The following is a 21,839-nucleotide window of genomic DNA, read 5'->3' on the forward strand; positions in this document are numbered from 1 at the left end:
GGTCACACCCACGTCCGGGGGCGGAAGCGGTTGGCCCGTTCCACCAGTTCGATCCTCTCGGTTCCGCTCTGCGCGAGCCGGGCGAGCAGCCGGTAGGAGCGCTCCAGGCCGAAGCGCAGCCCCTCCTCGGTGAGCGGACTGTCCAACAGCCGTACCCCGGCACCGGGTGGCGACCCCGGCGCACCCGCAGGCGCGGACCCGGAGGCGGCCCCCCGGGCGGGAACAGCCTGGCACAGCAGCCAGTCGAGTGCGCAGCCGAGTACCTCGCAGGTCAGCTCGTGGCGGCGTACCGCGTCCAGCCCGACGTGCTCCAGATCCGCCACCTGCCGTGCGGCCGCCTGGAGGTCCTCCAGCAGCGGCTCCTGCGGCGAGCGCTGCCGCAGCCGTGCGCGGACGGCCGCAACCCGCGCAGCGGTGTAGTGGATGGACGACTCCGGCACCGACTCCAGCACCTGTACGGCGCCCTCACGGTCGCCGGTGGCGAGCCGTACCCGTGCCAGGCCGAACGCGGCACTCACGTACGAGGGGTCCGTCGTCCACACCAGCCGGTAGTACTCCGCCGCGTTGTCCAGTTGGCCGAGCACCTCCGCGCAGACTCCCAGCGCGAGCTTGGGCGCCGGCTCGCCGGGGAACGCGTCGTAGACCGCGTCGAAGGACAGTGCGGCGCTCTCCCGGTCGCCCGTCACCAGTGACGCCAGGCCGCGGTACCAGACGACGCGCCAGTCGTCGGCGTGCCGGGCCTCCAGCGCCTCCAGGGCTTCCAGCGCCGGCTCGGCACCGTCCCGCCCCTCGTCCGTCTCCAACAGCGCGCGCAGCCTGCGCAGCCGCAGCTCCGGCGAGTCGGCGGCCGCCCCCTCCAGCGCGGTCAGCAGATCGGCGGGCGACGAGGCCATCAGCCCGGCGAGGAAGCCCGCGTTGGGGTCGGAGGGGTCGACGCGCGGAACGGGCAGCGCCAGCGCCGTCTGCCGCAGCCGCAGCGGGGCCAGTGCGATACCCGCGCCGGCGGCCTCCTCGGTGCCGCCCGGCGGTACGGGGAACGAGGCCAGCGGCGCGGGCGGCGCGGTGCGGGCCGGTGGCGCCGCCGTCGCCACCGCGGAGGACGCGGCCGCTGCCGTGCCGGTCCCGGCCGGTGCGGCCGTTCCGGACGCGGACGCGGACACCGCGGCGGAGGCAGGGACCGCGGCGGGGGCAGGGCCGGTGGAGGGCTGGGCCGGGACCGCCGCCTGCGCCTTTCCGGTGCGACGTTTCTTCCCCGCCGTCTTCCCCGCCGGTTCGCGCGCGCCCAGCAGCGAGGCGTCGCCGACCTGGGGGGCGAACAGTGCGGTGTCCACGACGCGCAGTTCGGGCCCGAACAGGCTGGACAGTGCGGGGTGCGGCTTTCCGGTCTGTACGGCCACGACCTCGCGCAGCACACCCAGCAGTTGGTCGGACATCTCCTGTGCGGAGGCGAACCTGCGCCGCGGGTCGGGGTCGGTGGCGCGCACCAGGAGCCGGTAGAACGACTCGTACCGCTGGAAGACCTCGATGTTCTCCGGGTTGGGCAGGCTGTCGACGTAGACGTTGGTGTAGCCCTGGAAGTCGAAGGTGAGCACGGCCAGGGTGCGCGCCACGGTGTACAGGTCGGAGGCGACCGAGGGCCCTTCCTCCGCGACCTCGGGGGCCTGGTAGCCGACGGTGCCGTAGATGGCGCTGTCGTCGTCGTCCATCCTGCGCACCGCGCCCATGTCGATCAGCTTGAGCTGGTCGCCCTGCTGTATCGCGTTGTCGACCTTGAAGTCGCAGTAGAGGAGGTTTCGGCTGTGCAGGTGCCCGAGGGCCTCCAGGGCCTCGATGCCGTAGGCGCACGCCTGCTCCACGGGGAGCGGATCGCGCTTGCCGTCCGGGGTGCGGCGCGCGTTGGCGATCTGTTTGAGCGAGCTGCCGCCGACGTACTCCATCACGATGTAGCCGTCGAGGCTGCCGGTGCGCTGGTCGAGGTGTTCGACGAAGTTGTAGATGCGCACGATGTTGGAGTGCTCGATCTCCGCCAGGAAGCGCCGCTCGGCGATCGCGGCGGCCATCGCGTCCTGGTCGCCGGTGTCCAGCAGGCCCTTGAGGACGACCCAGCGGTCGGAGACGGCGCGGTCGACGGCCAGATAGACCCAGCCCAGCCCGCCGTGCGCCAGGCACCCGGCGACCTCGTACTGGCCGTGCACTATGTCGCCGGGGCGCAGTTTGGGCACGAAGGAGTAGGGGTGTCCGCACTGGGTGCAGAAGCCTTCCGTGCGGCCCGGCCTGTCACCGCGTGCGCGTCCCACGGGTGCGCCGCAGTCGCTGGTGCTGCAGAAGCGCTTGCGCTCGGGTACTTCGGGGTTCTCCAGTACGACACTTGCCGGGTCCGGCTTGGGCACCTGGGGGATCTGCACCAGCCCGGCCCCCAGCCGGCCCCGGCTGGAGCTCTCGCCCGAGGAGCGGGCGCTGCGCACGGACACCGAACGTTCGGTGCTCCGCCCGGACAGCGAGCGGGAGAGCCGCCCGGAGACCGAACGGCGCGATGACTGGGAGCGCCCGGTGGTACGTGAGGAAGCGCGCGAGGAGGAGCTGGAGCGGGCGGAGCCGGAGGAGCGGCTCTCGCGCCCTGGGCTGGTCATCCCCGTCGGTGCCGCGCCCAGCAGCCCGCCGGGCGCCACCACGGGGGCGAGCCCGCAGGTGTTGCAGTACAGCTCGCCCTCTCCCATGTCCTCGTATGTGCCCTCGCACTGCGGCCGTTGGCACGGCCGGTTCTGTGCGCTCGACTGCTCGCTCACTCTGCCCCCATGTTCATCGCTCCGCCCGCGGCGTCCCGAGCGTCCTGCTGCCGCTGCTGCAGCGCCTCCTGCGCGGCCCACTGGTAGCGCAGTACGGCGTCCTCGGCCGCCCGCAGATCGCAGGGAGCGCTCCACAGCATCCTGCGCGCCACGTCGTAGCGCTCGATCAGCAGGCGGTCCTCGGCCAGGCCGTTCTGTGCCACCTTCGCCTTGTACGCGTCCAGGCGGCCGCGCAGTTCCGCGCGGACGGCCAATGGCGCGGTGACGGCCGACAGTTCGGCGCGGGCCCGCTCCAGCTCCTCCTCCGCGCGCTCCTCCAGGCCCTCCAGCAGCGGGGAGAGCCGGTGCCACTGTGCGTGTCTGCGGTACTCGGCGGCGGTGGCGAGCTGTTCCTGGAGCACGGTGGGCGGTCCGCTGACGGCGGGCACCTCCGAGGCGGCGATCTTCGCCAGCACCTCGCCGCGTGCCGCGCGGGCCTCGGCGAGGGTGCGGTCGGCGCGGGTGAGCAGGTCGCGCAGTTTCATCAGCCGCGCTTCGGCGTCCTGCCGTACGGCGAGCACGGCGTCGATCTCGCGCCGTACGTCCTCCAGGGCGCGGGCCGCGCTGTCGTAGCGGGTGGTGTCGGGCCGGCCGCCGCCAGGGGCGCCGCTGCCGCCGGTCGGCGTCCAGAAGGCGAGCGGGTCCTGGACGACCTCCTCGCGCAGGGTTCTGAGTTCGGCCGTGGTGCGTTCCAGGTCGTCGGCGGCCGGATGCTCGCCGGGGCGCACGCCCACCGAGTGCGCCAGGGAGCGCACGCGGCCCAGTTCGGCGGCGAGCAGGTCGATACGGGCGGGCAGCGCGGACCATACGGAGTCGGCGGCCGCCACCACGTCGAGGGCCTGCGCGTACCACTCGTTCATCCGCTCGACGAGCTGGGCGAGCGTCAGCTCCTCGGCCAGCTTGGGGGTCTCGGTGAGGCTCGCGCCCGGGGTGCCGGGCAGCGCCCCGCCGGGGACGGTGAGGGTGCCGCGCAGCAGGCGGGTCAGCTCGACCAGATCGTCACGGCTGGGCCAGCGGCGGCGGGCCCGCAGTTCGCGGGCCTGGTGCAGGGTGCGTGAGTAGACCTCGAAACCGTTCCACAGCGAGGTGATGGCCGCCTCGGCCCGTGCCCAGCGGTGCGCGGTCGTCCCGGCGAGCTGTGCGCCCTCCAGGAGCCTGCGCCCTGCGTGGTCCTGGAGCGCCAGCAGGGAGGACTCCACCGCCTCGTGCTCGGCGTCCAGCCGTTCCAGCACACGGTCGGCCTCCTCCCGGCTCATCACCTCTCCGGCGGCACCCGCGGACCCCATCGATCACCTCGCTGTTCGACTCGTACTCACGGACCGGCACATCGGCAACGCGACCACGGCAACTGGTTCAGTCACGGTAGAGCGGCTTCGGCGGTGCGGGTTTCTTCCCTTCCGTACCCATCATGTCGTCGGCAAGCCAGCGGTCGTAGGAAGACTTCCACTTGTCCTTGCGGTAGTCCTCCAGAACCTTGTTGACCCTGCGGACGAGATCCTTGTCCTCGACGTTCATCGCGACACCGTACGGCTCCACCGTCTCCGGCTCACCGATGAGTTCGACAGAGGGGTCCTGTGCGGCCTGTCCCGCGCCCAGGGCGCTGTCGGTGACCGTGGCGTCCGCCTCGCCCAGCTGGAGACGCACCAGGCAGTCGAGCTGGTTGGGTACGACGACGGGCTCGGCGCCCAGCTCCGCGTAGGCGGGGGACTTCATCATCTTCTCCGCCGTGGAACCGGACGCGTAGCACACGCGTTTGCCGCGCATGCTGCTGTCGAAGCCCTTGACGCGTGCGCGTTTCTTCGGCACGAGCAGCTGCTGGCCCGCCTCGAAGTAGGCGGTGGAGAAGGCGACCTGACCGGCGCGTTCGCAGTTGATCGTCATGGTCCGTACGACCATGTCGACATCGCCGTTCCGGATGGCGGGGATGCGCTGGTCGGTGGGGATCGTCCGGTAGGTGATCTCGTCCGGCCCGTCGCCGCCGAGCAGATCGCGGGCGATGGCCTTCACCAGGTCGATGTCGAAGCCCTCGATCCTGCCGGTGGCCGGATCGCGGTAGCCCCACAGATAGCTGTTCTGGTCGACGCCGACGACCAGTTTGCCCTTCTTCTTGATCCGCTCGACCGCGTCACCCGACGCACCGGAGGGCTTGAGGCTCTCGGCGGGGTTGCGGCCGTCCTCGCACTTCTCCGGCTTCGGCTCGGCCCCGGGCTCGGTGGCCGACGCGGGCCGCCCTGACGTGCTGCCGGGGCCGCTCCGCGCGTCGCCGGGCCCGGTGGCTGCTGTGGATCCGTTCGGTCCGGTGGGCAGCACCGTGGACACCAGGACCGCCGCTGTGACCGCCAGGCCACCCGCGGCAACAGCCCACGGCCTGCCGTGCGTCCCGTGCCGCGGCTCACGCCCGCTTCGGCGCTCCGACATGGCGCTCCCCCTCCTCACCTGTACTCCGCGAGCCTGCGCCCGATGCCCAGTACGGCAGCCGCAGCGCCGAGCACCGCCAGCACCAGGGCTCCGACCACCAGCCCGGCGAACCAGTCACGCCCCGCGTCGGCGGCCTTCTCGAACTGCCGCTGCTCGTGCGCTCCGGCCCGGCTGAGGCTCCGGTCCACCTCGTCGAAGCTCTCGCGCGTGCTGTCCTTCGCGCCGATCACCCGCGCGACAGCGTCCTCGTAGTTGCCGCCGTCGTCCTCGGCCCGCGCCTTTTTGTGCCGCTGCTGCCAGGTACGGACGGCGTCCTGGGCCTCCTCCACCGCACTGCTGCCCGCGCGGTCGTCCGCAGCGTCGCGGGCGTTGTCCAGCAGTCCGCTGCCGGCGCCCCGCTCGCTCCTGCCCGCGACCCGGGCCATCTGCTTCTTGTAGCTCTCCTCGTACACCGCGCCGCCGCCCCGGGCGACCAGCGTCATGTTCTCGTCCCCGCGCGCCTGGAGGGTGCCTATCCGCGCCTCGTTGAGGGCGTGCAGGGAGCGGGCGCCCTTGGTGTCCGACTCGTTCAGCCCGGAGCGCGCCATCGCGTGCCCTGCTGTGAGCCACACCAGGAGGGCGAGCGAGACGGCGGTCGCGCCGAGCAGACCGCGGTTGAACACCCGGTTGGTGCGGCGGTAGTTGCGGCGCTGCGCCCAGCCGAGCGCGGCCAGCGCCACGACACCGGTGCCCACGGCGAGCAGCGGCCAGCTCTTGGCGTCCTCGTAGTCGCCGCCCAGCTGCCTGGTCTCCGCGGTGTACAGCTTGCGTGCCGCGGGGAGCAGTTCGCCGCGCATCTTCTCGTTGGCGTAGCGCAGATAGGCGCCGCCCAGGGGCAGCCCTTGCCGGTTGTCGGCGCGTGCGGACTCCACCAGTCCGGTGTAGACGGGCAGACCGCGGTTGAGTACGGCGATCTGGCGCTGCGCGGTGCGTGAGCCCTGGGAGTTGGCCGCGGCGCTGGCGAGCAGTTCGGACGCCTCGCGGATGTCCTTCTCGTAGCGCCGCCGCTCCGAGCGCGGCTCGTCACCGCCCGCCAGGAAGCCGCTGGAGGCAGAGGTGTCGGCGTCGGCCAGCGAACGGTAGATGTGCGCGGCGTCCGCACTCAGCGGCTGGCTGTGGTCGACCACGGCGTCAGCGGCGGCCACCCGGTCGGAGATCTGCCAGGCCGTCACGGCGCCGAACAGCAGGACGAGAGCGGCCAGTACGGCACCGACGGCGCGCAGCCGCCCTGGCTCGGTGGTCGCCGCCGCACGCAGCCGCCGTACGCCCTCGGACCACGCCGTGCGGCGCGGGCCAACGGGAGAGCCGGAAGCCGCCGCTCCGGGCTGCGCCGTGGCGCTACCGCCCGGCTCCTGGCCGACCCCGGTGTCGGTCCCGTCGGGTGGTACGGCGGGCACGGGCGGCGGGGTCGGTGGCGCGGTCGGCGGCTGTGTCACGGCTGGAGCCCTCCCCCTTGGTCGCTGGCAGACACCCTGCCGGTGCTTCGCTCTGCTCCCTTCCGTGCAGTCCCTCGGCTCCCCTGCCCGGGTCTGCGGGCGGCAGAACGCCCCGGCGGCGGTGCCCAGGCCAGCAGTATGGCCGCAGCAGCCGGTACCCACAGCGGCTTGGCCGGGATCTTGTTCGGATCGCGACCAAACCTCCGACCCGCGGGGCGGCCTCGCGGCCTGCCCGGTAACTACTGCGCCCTGATGCCCTCCTGTCGCACTCCTGTCCTCCCTCACGCGCCCCAGGGGCCCGCGGTTCCCGGGCTCGTCGGGCCGCTGCCGGGCCGGTCACTCGTCGTCCGGCCCGCCCAGCGGCCAGGTGTGCGGGCCCTCCGGATCGTCCAGCCAGGCCCACTGGCGGCCCTCCCGGACAGTGACGCCGTACCGCTCCCGTTCCGGATGCCCCGTACGGCCCCACAGTGCGTACGCCTCGGCGGGCGCCAGGTGCCCGTCGGTGAGGGCCAGCAGGAAGAGGAACCGGTCGTCGTCCAGTGCGCGCGGGGGCACACCGCGGGGGAGGCCGTCCGCGCCGCTGTCGGACCGTGCGGCTGCTGTGCCGCGCAGCGGGACGAAATAGGCGGGCGTGCTGTGGAAGGCGCCCGCTGCGCTGCCGTCCGCCGCCACCCGCAGCCCGAGCAGCCCTGTCGCCAGTGGCGTGAGAATCAGCGCACCGGGGGCGCACTGGGCCGGCCAGGCGTCGGGGACCCGTGCCACCGCGCAAGTGGCGATGATCCGGTCGTAGGGCGCGTACGCCCGGCAGCCCTGCGCGCCGTCGCCGGTCACCACACGGGGCCGGTATCCGGCCTCGGCGAGGTGGCCGCGGGCGGCGTCGGTGATGTCCGGGTCGAGATCGACGGTGGTCACCTGGCGGTCGCCGAGCCGGTGGCTGAGCAGCGCCGCGTTGTAGCCGGGCCCGGTGCCGATCTCCAGCACGTTCATGCCGTCGGCGACCTGGAGGTGCTCCAGCATCGTCGCCATCAGGGAGGGCTGGCTGCTGGAGGAGAGCAGCCGGCCGTCGCGGACCCGGGTGGCCAGTGGCTGGTCGCTGTAGACGCCGTCCCGCCAGCGGGCCCTGCGGTCGGGGTCGGGATCGTCGCGCCAGAGCCGGTCCATCCGGCCGCCCGGCCCCGGCACGTAGAAGAACGGCACGAACGCCGCGCGGGGCACCTGCGCGAAGGCCGCACGCCAGGCCGGGTCACGCAGCCCGCCCTGAGCCACGATCTCCCGGACGAGGTCCGCCGGCGACGCCGATGCCATGTCTCCACTGTGCGCCGATCCAGATGTTCCCGCGAGACCGGAATACGGGATTCAGCCGCTAGCCTCCGCGCATGTCCGACAACGCGATCACAGCCGAGGGGCTGCGCAAACGGTACGGGGAGACGCAGGCCGTCGACGGTGTCTCCCTCGAGGTGAGGCGCGGCGAGTTCTACGGCATCCTCGGGCCGAACGGGGCCGGCAAGACCACCACCATGGAGATCCTGGAGGGACTGCGCGAACCCGACGAGGGAACGGCGCAACTGCTGGGACAGCCGTCATGGCCACGCGATCCCGAACTGCTGCACCGCATAGGCGTGCAGCTGCAAGCGTCCGCGTTCTTCGAGCGGCTGACGGCCCGTGAGCAGATACGTACCTTCGCCGCCCTCTACGGAGTCGACGAGTCCCGCGCCGACGAGATGCTGGAGACCGTCGGACTGACGGAGAAGGCCCGCACCCGGGAGGACAAGCTCTCGGGCGGACAGGCCCAGCGGCTGTCCATCGCCTGCGCCCTGGTGCACGACCCGGAACTGGTCTTCCTGGACGAGCCGACCACCGGCCTGGACCCACAGGCGAGACGCAATCTGTGGGACCTGCTGCGCCGCATCAACTCCGCCGGCCGCACAGTGGTGCTCACCACGCACTACATGGATGAGGCCGAGACCCTGTGCGACCGGGTCGCCGTCATGGACAACGGCCGGGTACTGCGGGTGGGACCGCCGCGCGCGCTCGTACAGGAGCTGGGAGTCGACACCCTGGAGGACGTCTTCCTCCAGCTGACGGGGCGGGAGTACCGGGAGTGAAAGCCTTTCTCAACCTGTCGCTGGCGATGGCGCGCGGGCTGGCCCGCGACCGCGCGGCAGTGTTCTTCACGATGGTCTTCCCGCTGATGTTCCTGATGCTCTTCGGCGCGCTCTTCAAGGACCAGGGGGTCGGCCGGTCCGAGATCGTGCAGGTCGGCGCGGTCAAGGTGCTCGACGGCATGCCGGACAAGCAGCGCGCGTCCCTGCGCGACGTCCTGAAGATCGAGAAGACGGACGGCTCGGCGACGGCCCGCAAGGAGGCGCTGGAGAAGGTCCGCAAGGGCGACGCGGACGCGGCCGTCTTCCAGCGCGACGGCGAGATCGAACTGCGCTTCTCCGCAGCCGACCAGGTGCGCTCCGGCACCGTACGCGGAGTGCTCGACAGCATCGTCCAGCAGGCCAACCAGCGCGCCACCGGACAGCCACCCGCGTTCGCGCTGCGCACCGGCACCGTGGAGGACGAGGCCACCAAACCCATCCAGTTCCTCACCCCGGGACTGCTCGGCTGGGCGGTGGCGATGGGCGGCGTCTTCGGCTCCGCCTTCAACCTCGTCAGCTGGCGCAGAAAACGCATCCTGCGCCGCCTGTGGCTCGCCCCGATCAACGCGAGAACCGTCGTGGGCGCCCGCATCGGCGTCAACCTGCTGACCGCCTTCGCGCAGACGGCCATCTTCCTGGCGGTCGCCTCGCTGCCCTACTACGGGCTGGAACTGACCGGACACTGGTGGCTGTGCCTGCCGCTGGTCGTGTGCGGCACGCTGGCGTTCATGTCCATCGGACTGCTGGTCGGCTCGTTCGCGAAGACCGAGGAGGCGGCCAACGGGCTGGCGCAGCTGATCATCCTGCCCATGGCGTTCCTGTCCGGGGCCTTCTTCCCGCTGGACAACGCGCCGGGCTGGGTGCGCACAGTCAGCGATTTCCTGCCGCTGAAACATCTCTCCCAGGCCATGCAGGATGTCCTCAGCCGCGGCGAGAGCTGGGGCGCTGCGCTGCCCGTGATGGGCGGACTGCTGCTGTTCGCCGCGGTGCTGACGCTGATCGCGGCGCGGCTGTTCCGGTGGGACGACGCGTAGTCGGGAGGGCGGACGTGAGGGCTTCGCCCCCAGACTCCCATCGTCCTGGGGGCTCCCCCTCGGTCGTGGTCCTAGGGCTACAGCCTTCGTCCTCGGCGTCTGCGACCATGGACGGGTGATGGAGATTCCGCGCGGCAGTCTGGAGACGCAGACCTTCTACGAACAGGTCGGCGGCGAGGAGACCTTTCGACGGCTGGTGCGCCGCTTCTACCAGGGGGTCGCCGAGGACCCGCTGCTGCGGCCCATGTACCCCGAGGAGGATCTGGGCCCCGCAGAGGAGCGGCTGACGCTCTTCCTGATGCAGTACTGGGGCGGCCCCCGGACCTACAGCGACGCGCGGGGCCACCCCCGGCTGCGGATGCGGCACGCGCCGTTCAAGGTGAACCAGGCGGCGCACGACGCCTGGTTGCGGCACATGCGCGACGCCGTCGACAGTCTGGAGCTTCCCGAGCATCTGGAGGCGCAGCTGTGGAAGTACCTCGTCTACGCCGCCGGGTCGCTGATCAACTCCGCGGAGTGAGCGGGCCGACCGCCCCGTAGGGCCCCCTCACACCGGGGTGACGCTCAGCCCGCCGCCCGCGCCGCCCGGGCGCTCACCGCGCCGTACGACAACCGAACCGTAGGCCGTCCGCAGCCGCAGCCAGGGGCCGGACTCCAGCAGCACCGCGGGGTCCGTACCCCGCAGAAAACCGAGCGCGTGCGCCGCGTGCGCGGCCCGCAGCGGCAGCCGCGTACGCCCCAGCGGACGGGACCAGATCTCCTCCGCGAGAGAGTCCAGCTTCTGCCTGCCGCGCTGCTCGGGCGGCAGCTTCTCGGCCCGCTCACGGAACTCGCCGACAGCGGCAGCCGCCACCGAACCCACCGCGTCCACCGGCACCCTGGCGAACTCCTGCCAGCCGCCGCGCGGCGGCAGCACACCCGCCCAGGACGGCCCGGTGACGGCCTTCGGGACACCGACGGCCTCCCGCTCCTCCTCCACCAGCTCCAGCAGCTCACCGGCGGCCACGGTGACATCGAGATCGACCGGCTCCAGCAACCTGCCCGTACGCACGGCAAGGACCTCGAAACGGGCCGGTTTGGCGAACACCGCGGCCACGCCGCCGCCCGCCTGGATGCGCACGGCGGCATTCTTCTCCCAGCGCACCAGCCGCTCCAGGAAGGCGGCGAGACCCGCCGCCTCCCCGGGGTCGGCGAAGACCAGCCGGTCAGCCACTGTGGCTGTCATCGAAGTAACCCTCCAGGAAGGAGCGCTCGGCGGCCGACAGCCGCCGTGGATAGCCCTCCCGCACGTTGTACGGGACCACGATCGTCCGCGCCCGTACGAACGGACCCTCCGCGGACTCGGGGTCCTTGATCTCGTAGCCGAACGTGACCGAGGCTGCGGCCAGCTTCTCCACCCACAGCTCCACCGTCACCGGGTCGGCCTGGTGGACCAACTGCCGCAGATAGTCGATCTCGTGCCGCGCCACCACGGTGTCACCGGCGAACGCCCCCGGGTCCGCCTCCCGCGCCGCCCGGGTCAGGAAGTCGATCCGGGCCTCCTCCAGATAACGGAGATAGACCGCGTTGTTGACGTGCCCGAGGGCATCCATGTCCGACCAGCGCAGGGGGCACCGGTAGCTGTGCCGCACCCGATCAGCTCCGGGTGAGCTTCTTGTACGTCGCCCGGTGCGGACGCGCCGCATCCGGACCCAGCCGCTCGATCTTGTTCTTCTCGTACGACTCGAAGTTGCCCTCGAACCAGAACCACTTGCTCTCACCCTCGTAGGCGAGGATGTGCGTGGCCACCCGGTCCAGGAACCAGCGGTCGTGGGAGACGACCACCGCGCAGCCCGGGAATTCGAGCAGCGCGTTCTCCAGCGAGGAGAGCGTCTCCACGTCCAGGTCGTTCGTCGGCTCGTCCAGCAGCAGCAGGTTGCCGCCCTGCTTGAGGGTGAGCGCCAGGTTGAGACGGTTGCGCTCACCGCCGGAGAGCACACCCGCGGGCTTCTGCTGGTCCGGGCCCTTGAACCCGAACGCGCTCACATAGGCACGCGACGGCATCTCGACCTGGCCCACGTTGATGTAGTCCAGCTCGTCGGAGACGACCGCCCACAGCGTCTTCTTCGCGTCGATATTGGCGCGGCTCTGGTCCACGTAGGAGATCTTGACCGTGTCGCCCACCTTGATGGTGCCCGAGTCGGCCTCCTCCAGCCCCTGGATCATCTTGAACAGGGTGGTCTTGCCCGCACCGTTCGGACCGATCACACCGACGATGCCGTTGCGCGGCAGCGAGAAGGACAGGTCGTCGATGAGCACCTTCTCACCGAACGCCTTGTGCAGATTCTCGACCTCCACCACGACGTTGCCCAGCCGCGGCCCCGGCGGGATCTGGATCTCCTCGAAGTCCAGCTTCCGGGTCTTCTCCGCCTCGGCCGCCATCTCCTCGTAACGGGTCAGTCGCGCCCGGGACTTGGCCTGCCGCCCCTTGGCGTTGGAGCGGACCCACTCCAGCTCCTCCTTGAGGCGCTTCTGGCGCTTGGCGTCCTTCTGCCCCTCCACCTTGAGGCGGGACTGCTTCTTCTCCAGATACGTGGAGTAGTTGCCCTCGTAGCCGATGGCGCGGCCGCGGTCCAGCTCCATGATCCAGCCGGCCACGTTGTCCAGGAAGTACCGGTCGTGGGTGATGGCCACCACGGTGCCGGGGTACTTCGCCAGGTGCTGCTCCAGCCACTGCACCGACTCGGCGTCCAGGTGGTTGGTGGGCTCGTCCAGCAGCAGCAGGTCGGGCTGCTCCAGCAGCAGCTTGCACAGCGCGACGCGGCGCTTCTCACCGCCGGACAGGTTGGTGACCGGCCAGTCGCCGGGCGGGCAGCCCAGCGCGTCCATGGCCTGCTCCAGCTGCGCGTCCAGGTCCCAGGCGTTTGAGTGGTCGAGCTTCTCCTGAAGCTTGCCCATCTCCTCCATCAGCTCATCGGTGTACTCGGTCGCCATCTGCTCGGCGATCTCGTTGAACCGGTCGAGCTGCTGCTTCGTCTCCGCGACACCGTCCTGGACGTTCTCCAGCACCGTCTTCGACTCGTCCAGCGGCGGCTCCTGGAGCAGGATGCCCACGCTGTAGCCGGGCGAGAGCATGGCGTCACCGTTGGAGGGCTGCTCCAGGCCCGCCATGATCTTGAGCACGGTGGACTTTCCCGCGCCGTTGGGGCCCACGACACCGATCTTCGCGCCGGGCAGGAAGCTCAAGGTGACGTCGTCGAGGATCACCTTGTCGCCGTGCGCCTTGCGCGCCTTGCGCATGGTGTAGATGTACTCAGCCAAGAGGAACCGTCCGGCAATCTGTAGTCAGTCGTACGCGGTCAGGCCGCGCGGGTCGTCATGCGGCAGCGCGCCGCGGGTTGATATGCGGCCGCACCACGTAAGGCATACGCACCCCATCTTGCCGCACCCGGGCCCCACCCCGGAAACCGCACCTGACGGCGAGGGCCCCTGCGGGAGGGGCGCGGCCGTCGGAGCGGCTCGCTGTAGTCGGCAGGCGTACGGACGGTGATGCTCACCTGGCTCGCTTGGGGCAGGTGATGCTCACCGGGCCTCTGGGGGTAGGCGTACGTGACGGGCGGCGGGCGGGAGTGCCCGCTGCGGGCCGCGGCCGTGCGCGGCTTCCGCTTCCACTGCTCCACTGCGAACCGGCCACTGCGGCTCGTCTGACCTTGCGGATTCTCGACCATTGCGGAGACCAGGGTGTTGCGGCTTCCGCCGCGTTGGCGTTGCCCGACAGCCGCCGGCCCCCGGCCGCTGCGGACATCTGGGCGTTGCGGCTCCGAGGACGTTGCCGTTGCCGCACAGCCGCGGGGGCCCCGTTCGCTGCGGGATCCCGCCGTTGCAGTCCGTCAGCCCCGGCGGCGCAGGATGCGCAGGGTGGTCACGCCCACGGCGAGCAGGCCGATGGCCAGGGCACCGAAGAGACGGGTGCCGCCGCTGCCGGTGTCGGCCAGGTCGCCCGTGTCCGACACGGCGCCGCCCCCGCCGACGGTTGCGGGGCGCTCGACCGTCGTGGGCGCGCTCTGCTGGGTGATCCCGCGCGCCGCGGCCGAGGTCGTGCAGTCGAGGACGCCGCTGAACGTCTTCTCGTACCCGTGCGGCCCGCGCACCGGGATCCGGTACGGCTGGCCCTCGGCCACCGGCACCGTCACCGTCCCGTGCTTGCCCTCCGCGATCTCCTCGCGCTGCTTACCGAGCCGCAGCGGGAACGCGGCGTCACCGCTGTTGGCAACGGTGATGTCCACACTGGACGCGGAGCAGTTCTCCGCCGCGACGGTGGCGGGCACCGGTCCGCGCTTGGCCCAGTTGACTGCGGAGGTGGCCGAGACGGTCGACTGGCTGGACCCGGCCAGGATCTGCGCCTGGCCCCCGCCGCGCTCCCCCGCGCCGGTGAGGACTCGCCCCACGGGCACCTTGGTCGCCGCCTGCGCGGTCAGCGAGGCGTTACCGGGCTCGCCGCCCCTGGGCAGTTGGAAGTAGAGCTTCGTTCCGTTGCGTGCGGTACGGACCCGCCTGCCCTCCTCGTCGACGATCCGCACGCCCTGGGCGGCGGCGTGCGGTCCCGGCGCCACGCTCACGGTGGCGGCGTTCGTCCGCACGGTCACCGGGCCGGGACGCTCACCGTTCCGGCCCGAGACCTCGGCCTTGTCGAAGGTGAGCGAAGGACCCGGCTCTGCCATCGAACGGGCCTTCCTCACCAGGTAGGCGGCGAGCTTCTGGGCGGAGGGGTCGGTGGCGGTGATGACGGGGCGCTCCTGGGGGGCCTCCCTCCTTCCCCCACCCCCCCTGACCCCCCGTGCCCCGTTTTCGGCGAACCTCCAGATGGCAACCTGCGTACCCGCCGCCGCGGTCTGCGGGGTGAGCCCCTTGGCACCCGCGGCCTTGGCCAGCGCCTGGAGGTCGTTCCGCCGTGGATAGGAGTGCTCGACTATCCAGCGGATCCTGCCCGCGTTGCGGTTGCCGGCCAGCGACGAGGACTTCCACTCCCCCTCCGCGTAACGCGACTGCTCCTGTATCGGGTTGAGCGCGTCCAGCCCGTACGTCTGGAGCGTGCCGCCCCCGTCGACGGACATCTCGAACAGCCCGGCGCCGACCTTCTGCTTCTCGCCGCCCGCGGTCACGACCGCCTGACCGGAGGTCTCCAGACCGTTCAGCGTGGCCATCGCTCCGCTGCGCTGCTCGGGCATCCCGCCGGTGAGCGATCCCCCGACGGTGTACCCGGCGGCAGCCCGGGCCGGGGCCGCGGCCGCCGGCCCGCCGTTGCCCGCCATGCCGGTCGCGCACAGCCCGGTGGCCGCCGCGACGACGGCGAGCCGGCGGGCCGCCCGCGCGCGTGCAGAAGTCATGGTCTTCCCCTCTTGGCAGAACCTCCCCCCGGCCGCGTCGCCCACGTGCCGCTGGTCCACCGCAAAGCTCTGAACCCCCTGGTCAATACATCTGGGATCGTAAGGAGACCAACGGCGCGCGATCCCCACGATTCACGGTGGCCACACATTCCGACTCGGAATCGTTATCGCCGAATCCGGCGGACCGGGACGATCACGACGCACCGCGCTGACCTGGAACGCTTCCTTCCGCCACCGCCTCCGGCACCAACTGCTCCTCCCCCGGGGCCTCCTCGCGCTCCCCGCCGACACCGGCCGCGCCCGTCCCGTCACCGGGCGCCCCGAAAGGCGGCGGCCCGGCGGCTTCGACAGACGGCGGCGGCCAGGCTGGTGCCGGGCCGCGCGTCAACTCGGCCCCGCGAGGCAGCTCCGGACCGCGCGTCAGCTCCGGATGGGCACGGGAGACTCGCACGAAGGCCGCCGTCCCGCGCGTCAGATCGTGCCCGACTGTCGACGCCAGCAGATCCGCCGACAGATATCGCCTTCCCTCCCGCTCGTCCTCCACGATCCGCAACTGCCCACGTACGACCACCGGTTCGCCGCGCGCCACCGAGGAGGCGACATTGGTGGCCAGCCCACGCCAGGCCCACACCGTGTAGAAGCTGGTGGACGCGTCCGTCCAGCACTCCTTGTGCTTGTCGAACCGCCGGACGGTACTGGCCAGCCGGAACCTGGCAACCGCCACCCCCGACGGGGACGTCCAGTGGTCGACCTTCGTCGCCACGTTGCCCGCCACCGTCACATACGTCTCGTTCATACGAATCTCCCCCGCGCCCCCGCCTCGCAGCGGGTTGCTGCCTCGTCCTGTCGCCGGCCACCACTTCGGAGCCGTCGTACGGACCCGTCGTGCGAACCCCTCATACGGACCCGTCGTACGGACCCGTCGTAAGGACCCCTCGTACGGATCCGTCGTAGCGATTCCAGGATGAGGGCGGAGGCGGGGGCGTGGGGAAAAAGATTCTCAGCTGTGGATTACTCGGCAGTTGTGCACAACTCGGTCACCCCGGCGGGTGCTTCCTCCCCGGTCCCGGCCGCGGATTCCCCGGCGTCCGCCGGGCGCTCGTCCAGGGCCGAGTCCACGACGCCGGCCGCGATCGCGTACTGCTCCCGCACCTGCCGGTACCGCAGCAGTTCGGCGGCCACCGGCTCCAGCACCCGCGTCCTGCCGCAGCACGCCGCCAACTGCCGCAGCCTGCGCTCCTCCTGCAGCCCGTACGTCCGGGCAGGGCCACGCGCGGCCCTCCGGCACGCCCACGCGAGCACCGGGCCCGCGACGGTGGCCGCCGCGAACAGCGCGCAGGGCAGCAGCACGGCCTGGTCGAACCCGCGCGCGAGGACCAGCACGGCGACCGCCCATACGGCTCCCACCACCTGGAGGGCGAACAGCAGCCACTGGCCCGCGAAAGCCGCGGTGTGCCAGGTGGGGCGCGGCACTCGCGCCCCGTGGCCGGTCCGCCTGCCCGCGCCCTGCGGCGCCTCCTCGGGCACGATCGCCGGCTCGGTCACCGGCCCGGTCACCGACGCGGCCCCCGACGCCGTCCCCGATCCGGCTGCCGTCTCAGGCGCCCCGTCCGAACCGGATTTCGCGAGGGCGCCGCTCCGCTCTTCCGGCCCGCTGTCCTTGCCGCTCCCCGTTCCGCTTCCCGGAGCGGGCGCTTCCGCGAGCGACTGCTGCGCGGGCACCGTCGGTGCTGCGGCGTCCTTGAGTGACGAGGCGGCGTCCATCCCCAGGGCGACGTCCGTCATCGACGCCGTGATCGAGGCTCTCCGCGCCGCGTCAGGACCGGAAGCGCAGACTTCCATGACCTCGTCCAGCACCTCGGGCAGCCCTGCTGCGCCGCGGCGGGCGGACTCACGTACGGTGCGCGCCCAGGCGCTGGGCAGGCCGCCGGCCGCGGCGTCCGCCAACTCCCGTACGGCCTGCGCCACCACCGGCCGGGCGGCGAGCGGCTGCTGAAGGGTCGTGCGGCGGGCCGACGGTCCCCCGGCGGCGCCGTCCCGCTCCCCGGGCTGCTCCCCCGACTGTTCTGCGGCCGCGGTCCGGGCGGCCTCGTCCCGCGCCTGGGTGGGCCTGGAGGCGTACCAGCGCAGCGCGCGTACCCAGGGGATGCCGGAAGAGCGCTCGGCCTGGCGCAACCAGGCACGTTCCGCGGCCTGTCCGGCGGCAGCCGCGCCCACGGCGACTGCGAGCCGGTCCTCGAAGTCCTCGCGGGCGCTTTCGGTCAGCCCGATGGGGCTCTCTTCCGTACCGGGTCCGGGATCGGCGTAGACGGGGCGCAGGCGTTCCGTCGCGCCGTCCAGGTCGGCGGTCAGTCGCAGGACTGCTGCGCGCTGCTGTGCGACGAACTCGCCCAGTTCCTCCCGCAGTACGTCGATGCCCTCGTGTGTGAGGGCCGAGGCGGACAGGACGACGGCGCCGGGTTCGCCGTGCTCGCCCAGTGCCATGCCGTCCTCGTCCAGCAGCCGCCGCAGGTCGTCGAGGACGGCGTCGACTGCGTCGCGGGTGAGCCGGTCGGTCTGGTTGAGGACGACGAAGGTGACCTCGGCGTGGCCGGCGAGCCGGCGCAGATAGCCCTCGTGCAGCAGCGCGTCCGCGTACTTCTCCGGGTCGACCACCCACACCACCGCGTCGACCAGTTGCAGCATCCTGTCCACCTGTTCGCGGTGTCCTGGTGCGACAGAGTCGTGGTCGGGCAGGTCGACGAGGATGAGGCCGCTCAGTGTGCCGTCGTGCGTACGGTGCCGTGCGTGCTGCGGAATGCCGAGCCTGTCGAGCAGTCCGTCGGGGCCGCCGTCGCTGTACCGTCCCGCCTCCCAGGTGCACGCCACCGGCTGCGCGGTGGTGGGGCGGCGCATCCCCACCTCGGACAGCCGCCCCCCTGTCAGAGCGTTGAACAGTGAGGACTTTCCACTGCCTGTCGCACCGGCGAGAGCGACGGTCGTGTAGGAGCGGGGCAGTCCCCTGCGGGTTGTCGCCTCGTCCAGCACCTTTCCCGCCTCGGCGAGCACCTCGGAGTCGAGCCGGGTGCGCGACAGTCCGACGAGTTCGCGGAGCGCGCTCAGCCGCTGGCGCAGTACGTGCTCTCCGGCGTCGCGTCGGGGGTCCCTGCGGAGCTCTCTGCGAAGGTCCCGGCAGATGTCCGTTCCGACGCTGCGGCGCGGCTGCGTGCGGGTGTCCGGTACGGCTGCCCTTTCGACGTCCTCCTGGGCGTCCGGACAGACGTCGGTGTCCGCGTGGATGTCCGTTTCGGTGTCCACGTGAACGTTCGCGTGGACATCCGGGTGGGTGTCCGGGGGGACATCGCTGTGCTGTGCGGCCAAGGAGTGCGTCTGCTGCGCAGCCGTCGCGGGAGGCGTGCGGTCGGTGCCGGGCGGCGGTGTTTCTCGTACGGCATCCCGTACGGCTTCGGGGACGGTGCCGTACGAGGACTCGGGCCAGGCGGTGCCGCGCCAGGGCGGAGCGGGGGTGAAGCCGGGCCTGGGGTGGTCCCCTCCCCGCTCGGAGGTGTCCGCCTTCGGGACGTGCCCCCGGGGATTCGGCGCCCGGACCTCGGGCTCCGGTGCGGCGGCGGGCTCGACGGGCTCGTACGGCGCTTCGTGCCGCTCGGTGGGCTCGTGCGGCGTTTCGTACGGCGTTCCGTGCTGCGGAGCAGGCTCGTGCCGCGGCTCGTACTCCGGTTTGTACGACGACTCGTGCTGCGGGGCGGGCTCGGGTTGCGGGGCGGACTCAGCAGGCCGAACGGGTTCGGGTTGCGGGACAGGTTCGGCCCGCACAACAGTCTCCATCCGCACCGCAGACTCCGCCCGCACAACAGGCTCGGTCTGAGGCGGGGCCGTCTCGGCCTGTTGGGCGAGTTGGGCGGCCCGTTCGGCGGGTGCTCTGCGGGCGATGACGCCGTCGTCCCAGCCGGGCTCGCCCCCGGTGTCGGACGGGAGGTCTGCCGCGGCCTCCGACTGCTGACGCGGCAGCTCCGCCGTAGCACGGGGCGCCATGGGTCCGTCCGATCCGTCCGGTCCCTCGGGTGCGTCCGGCGCGGGGTGCTGCTGGGCCGGTGACGGCGATGGTGGCGGCGAGGGCGCTGGGGCGTCCTCGCCGTCGTCCAGGCTCAGTTCCAGCTGCCCCTCGACGGGCTCGCTGTGGGCGCTGACCCAGCCGTCGGGCAGGCTGCCGGTCCAGCGCTCGGGCGGTTCGCCCGGTCCGGTGTGGGTGGCATCGGTGGACGTCACTGGGTCACCTCTCCATGTGCGCGCTCTGTAGACCGCGCCCGCCGTCCGGGCCGAGCGGGGTACGCGTCGGCGGGAAGTCACGGGCGGTCACGTCCGTCCGGCTCGGCTCCTGCGGACCGGCCGACTCCTGCGGTACGGGCGTCCACTGCGGCTCCCGCGCCTGATGTGCCGACTCCTGCGCCTGGTGTGCCGGCTCCTGCGCCTGGTGTGCGGGCTCCTGCGACAGGTACAGCTCGCGCAACTGGTGCGGCTCGTGCAGCCCGTGCGTTCTGTTGAGCTTGTCCAGCACGGAGAACGCGGCGATCAGTTCCATCTGTGGTTCGGGCCCGGCGTTGAGCGTTGCCAGGGGGGCGAGGCGGAGGTCGCGTTCGCCGTACAGCACGCGTTCCACGCAGTCGTCCAGCAGTTCAGCGCACTGTTCGCGCAACTGCTGGGCGCTCTCCTCGCCGAGCAGGTCCTCCAGCGAGTCGTCGGCGCCTGCTGCCCGGTGTCCGCCCAGGAGGGCGGCGGCCAGCAGGGCGGCAGCGCGCTCGGCCTCCTCGTCGGAGCAGGTCGCGCGGCCTGCGGCGTGGGTCTCCTCCTCGGCCAATTCCTCGACGCAGCGGCGCCATCTGCGCACCATCACGCCGATCCGGCCGGTGGCCTCGTCGCGCTCGCTCTGGCCGCTCGGCAGGAGCTGGGCGCACCCCTCCAGTCCGGGTACGCCGCGGCGCAGTTCGGCGATCCGTTCGTCGGCTGCGGCGATCGCGCCGGACAGCAGTGCGGTCAGTCCATCGGCGAAGGCGTCGAACAGTTCGTCGCCGCCGCAGTCGGTGGGGAAGCTGCGCCAGTGCTCGGCGGCGTCGCCGGCCAGCAGTTCGCCGTCGGCGATACGGGTACGCATCCGTTTGCCCGCGGTCTCGTAGGCGGTCTCGATGCAGCGGGTGAGCCGCTCGGCGGCCGCGTGCTGTGCGGCGGAGGCGCCGGCGAGGGCGGTGATGCGGGGGCGCAGCGAGGCGAGGGTCCCGTCTGCGGTACGGCTGGCGGCCGCGTACCGGGCGTCGGCGTCCTGTGTGCGCTCTTCCAACCAGTCGCGCAGGCCGCAGACGGCGGAGACGGGCAGCAGTCCTGAGCCGCCGGCCGATTCGGGCAGCTCAGGGATGGTGAAGCGGGGTACCTGTCCGAGGCCTTCGCGTTCCAGCAGCAGGCCGTACTGTGCGGTGACCTCGGCGGCCATCTGGTGCGGCACCCGGTCGAGCACGGTGGCGAGGGTGACGTCGTACTCCTTGGCGGTGCGCAGCAGATGCCAGGGAATGGCGTCGCCGTAGCGCGCGGCGGTGGTGACCAGCACCCAGATGTCGGCGGCGCAGATCAGCTCGGCGGCCAGGTCGCGGTTGTGGGCGACGAGGGAGTCGATGTCGGGCGCGTCGAGCAGGGCGAGGCCGAGCGGCAGGCCGCTGTCGGTCTCCAGGCGGAGGACACGCCGGGGTTCACCCGGGTCGGCGTCCGCGTCCCACTCGGCTTCCCAGTCCGCCTCGGGGCCGGTGTCCCAGCCGTGCTCCCAACCGGTGCCGCGGCCGGGTTGCCGTCCGGGGTCCCAGTCGGCGGCCCACCGGCTGTCCCAGTCGCCGCTACGGTCGGCCGCCCGGTCGCCGTACCGGTCGGTGCCCCCGTCCCCGCCGTCCCGGCTGCCGTGCGGGCCGGGCATGCCATGGGTGCCGGTCGCGTCCTGCCGGGGCATCCAGACCCGCTCCAGCCGGGGGAGCACGCGTTGTCCGACGAACCAGCCGCGGTCGTCCGGATGGCAGACCAGCACAGGCGTGCGGGTCGTGGGCCGCAGCACTCCCGCCTCGCTGACCTTGCGTCCCACCAGGGAGTTGACCAGCGTCGATTTGCCGGCGCCCGTCGAACCGCCGATCACCGCGAGCAGCGGCGCCTCGGGGGTGCGCACGCGCGGAACGAGGTAGTCGTCGAGCTGAGCCAGCAGCTCGTCCCTGGAGCGGCGGGCACGCTCGGCGCCCGGCAACGGGAGGGGGAAGCGCGCGGCAGCGACGCGCTCCCGCAGTGCGGTGAGCGCGTCGAGCAGTTCAAGCCGTACGTCCAAGATCGCCACATGGGCAGAATGCCCAATTTTGCGGCAGTTTTGAAGCTTATTCGCGGTTGCGGACGGTGAAAATGGGTGGTTTCACCATCGAATGCCTCTTTCGCCCCCTTCGCCCCGCATGACCCACCTGCCACCCGGCCGCCCCCATAACGACTGCGCAACACCCGCACCCCGCGCCGCCAAAACCGCTGCACGAATCGCACCCGCCTGCGATTATCGGGACCGCTT

General features: G+C 72.1%; 15 protein-coding genes. 3 read left to right on the forward strand and 12 right to left on the reverse strand.

The features are described 5' to 3' along the window. Window positions 1-2 precede the first annotated feature (2 nt). From ACQEU8_RS30255 to ACQEU8_RS30275, 5 genes are all read right to left on the reverse strand, one after another. A complete protein-coding gene (locus tag ACQEU8_RS30255) occupies window positions 3-2,786 on the reverse strand; it encodes a tetratricopeptide repeat protein (protein ID WP_433106683.1) in 2,784 nt (927 codons plus the stop codon). Beyond that, window positions 2,783-4,081 carry a hypothetical protein gene (locus ACQEU8_RS30260; protein ID WP_433106685.1) on the reverse strand — a complete coding sequence of 433 codons (1,299 nt, stop codon included), beginning with the start codon at window positions 4,079-4,081 and terminating at the stop codon, window positions 2,783-2,785. The genes ACQEU8_RS30255 and ACQEU8_RS30260 overlap by 4 nt, the downstream gene beginning before the upstream one ends. A 97-nt stretch (window positions 4,082-4,178) precedes the next feature. After that, window positions 4,179-5,243 carry a glutamate ABC transporter substrate-binding protein gene (locus ACQEU8_RS30265; RefSeq protein ID WP_433106687.1) on the reverse strand — a complete coding sequence of 355 codons (1,065 nt, stop codon included), beginning with the start codon at window positions 5,241-5,243 and terminating at the stop codon, window positions 4,179-4,181. Window positions 5,244-5,257: 14 nt separating this feature from the next. Beyond that, window positions 5,258-6,718: a hypothetical protein gene (locus ACQEU8_RS30270; protein ID WP_433106689.1), complete on the reverse strand. Its 1,461-nt coding sequence runs from the start codon at window positions 6,716-6,718 to the stop codon at window positions 5,258-5,260. Window positions 6,719-7,054: 336 nt separating this feature from the next. Next, complete coding sequence (locus ACQEU8_RS30275) at window positions 7,055-8,023, reverse strand: methyltransferase domain-containing protein (RefSeq protein ID WP_433106691.1); 969 nt, start codon at window positions 8,021-8,023, stop codon at window positions 7,055-7,057. Between the two features lie 71 nt (window positions 8,024-8,094). Between ACQEU8_RS30275 and ACQEU8_RS30280 the strand changes: the two genes are divergently transcribed. The 3 genes from ACQEU8_RS30280 (at window position 8,095) to ACQEU8_RS30290 (ending at window position 10,416) form a co-directional block, all read left to right on the forward strand. Continuing rightward, window positions 8,095-8,823 carry an ABC transporter ATP-binding protein gene (locus ACQEU8_RS30280; RefSeq protein WP_433106693.1) on the forward strand — a complete coding sequence of 243 codons (729 nt, stop codon included), beginning with the start codon at window positions 8,095-8,097 and terminating at the stop codon, window positions 8,821-8,823. Next, window positions 8,820-9,896 (forward strand): ABC transporter permease, encoded by a 1,077-nt coding sequence (locus tag ACQEU8_RS30285; protein ID WP_433106695.1) that lies wholly within the window; start codon window positions 8,820-8,822, stop codon window positions 9,894-9,896. The genes ACQEU8_RS30280 and ACQEU8_RS30285 overlap by 4 nt, the downstream gene beginning before the upstream one ends. A 118-nt stretch (window positions 9,897-10,014) precedes the next feature. Further along, window positions 10,015-10,416: a globin gene (locus tag ACQEU8_RS30290; RefSeq protein ID WP_433106697.1), complete on the forward strand. Its 402-nt coding sequence runs from the start codon at window positions 10,015-10,017 to the stop codon at window positions 10,414-10,416. Between the two features lie 27 nt (window positions 10,417-10,443). Here the strand turns inward: ACQEU8_RS30290 and ACQEU8_RS30295 are convergent, their stop codons facing one another. From ACQEU8_RS30295 to ACQEU8_RS30325, 7 genes are all read right to left on the reverse strand, one after another. Continuing rightward, complete coding sequence (locus tag ACQEU8_RS30295) at window positions 10,444-11,121, reverse strand: hypothetical protein (RefSeq protein WP_433106699.1); 678 nt, start codon at window positions 11,119-11,121, stop codon at window positions 10,444-10,446. Next, window positions 11,102-11,527, reverse strand: coding sequence for an acyl-CoA thioesterase (locus tag ACQEU8_RS30300; RefSeq protein ID WP_433106701.1), 426 nt, complete (start codon window positions 11,525-11,527; stop codon window positions 11,102-11,104). The genes ACQEU8_RS30295 and ACQEU8_RS30300 overlap by 20 nt, the downstream gene beginning before the upstream one ends. 4 nt (window positions 11,528-11,531) lie before the next feature. Continuing rightward, complete coding sequence (gene ettA, locus ACQEU8_RS30305; RefSeq protein ID WP_433106703.1) at window positions 11,532-13,196, reverse strand: energy-dependent translational throttle protein EttA; 1,665 nt, start codon at window positions 13,194-13,196, stop codon at window positions 11,532-11,534. A gap of 569 nt (window positions 13,197-13,765) precedes the next feature. Then, window positions 13,766-15,262, reverse strand: coding sequence for a thioester domain-containing protein (locus ACQEU8_RS30310; RefSeq protein ID WP_433106705.1), 1,497 nt, complete (start codon window positions 15,260-15,262; stop codon window positions 13,766-13,768). A 193-nt stretch (window positions 15,263-15,455) separates the two neighbouring features. Further along, window positions 15,456-16,058, reverse strand: coding sequence for a single-stranded DNA-binding protein (locus ACQEU8_RS30315; protein ID WP_433106707.1), 603 nt, complete (start codon window positions 16,056-16,058; stop codon window positions 15,456-15,458). A 215-nt stretch (window positions 16,059-16,273) separates the two neighbouring features. Beyond that, on the reverse strand, window positions 16,274-19,528 hold the full coding sequence (locus ACQEU8_RS30320) for a GTPase (RefSeq protein WP_433106709.1): 3,255 nt from the start codon (window positions 19,526-19,528) through the stop codon (window positions 16,274-16,276). A gap of 4 nt (window positions 19,529-19,532) precedes the next feature. After that, entirely contained in the window at window positions 19,533-21,620 is a 2,088-nt protein-coding gene (locus ACQEU8_RS30325; RefSeq protein WP_433106711.1) for a dynamin family protein, read from the reverse strand. Between the last annotated feature and the right edge of the window lie 219 nt (window positions 21,621-21,839).

The sequence above is a fragment of the Streptomyces sp. CA-250714 genome (genome assembly GCF_050936705.1).
Classification (GTDB): domain Bacteria; phylum Actinomycetota; class Actinomycetes; order Streptomycetales; family Streptomycetaceae; genus Streptomyces.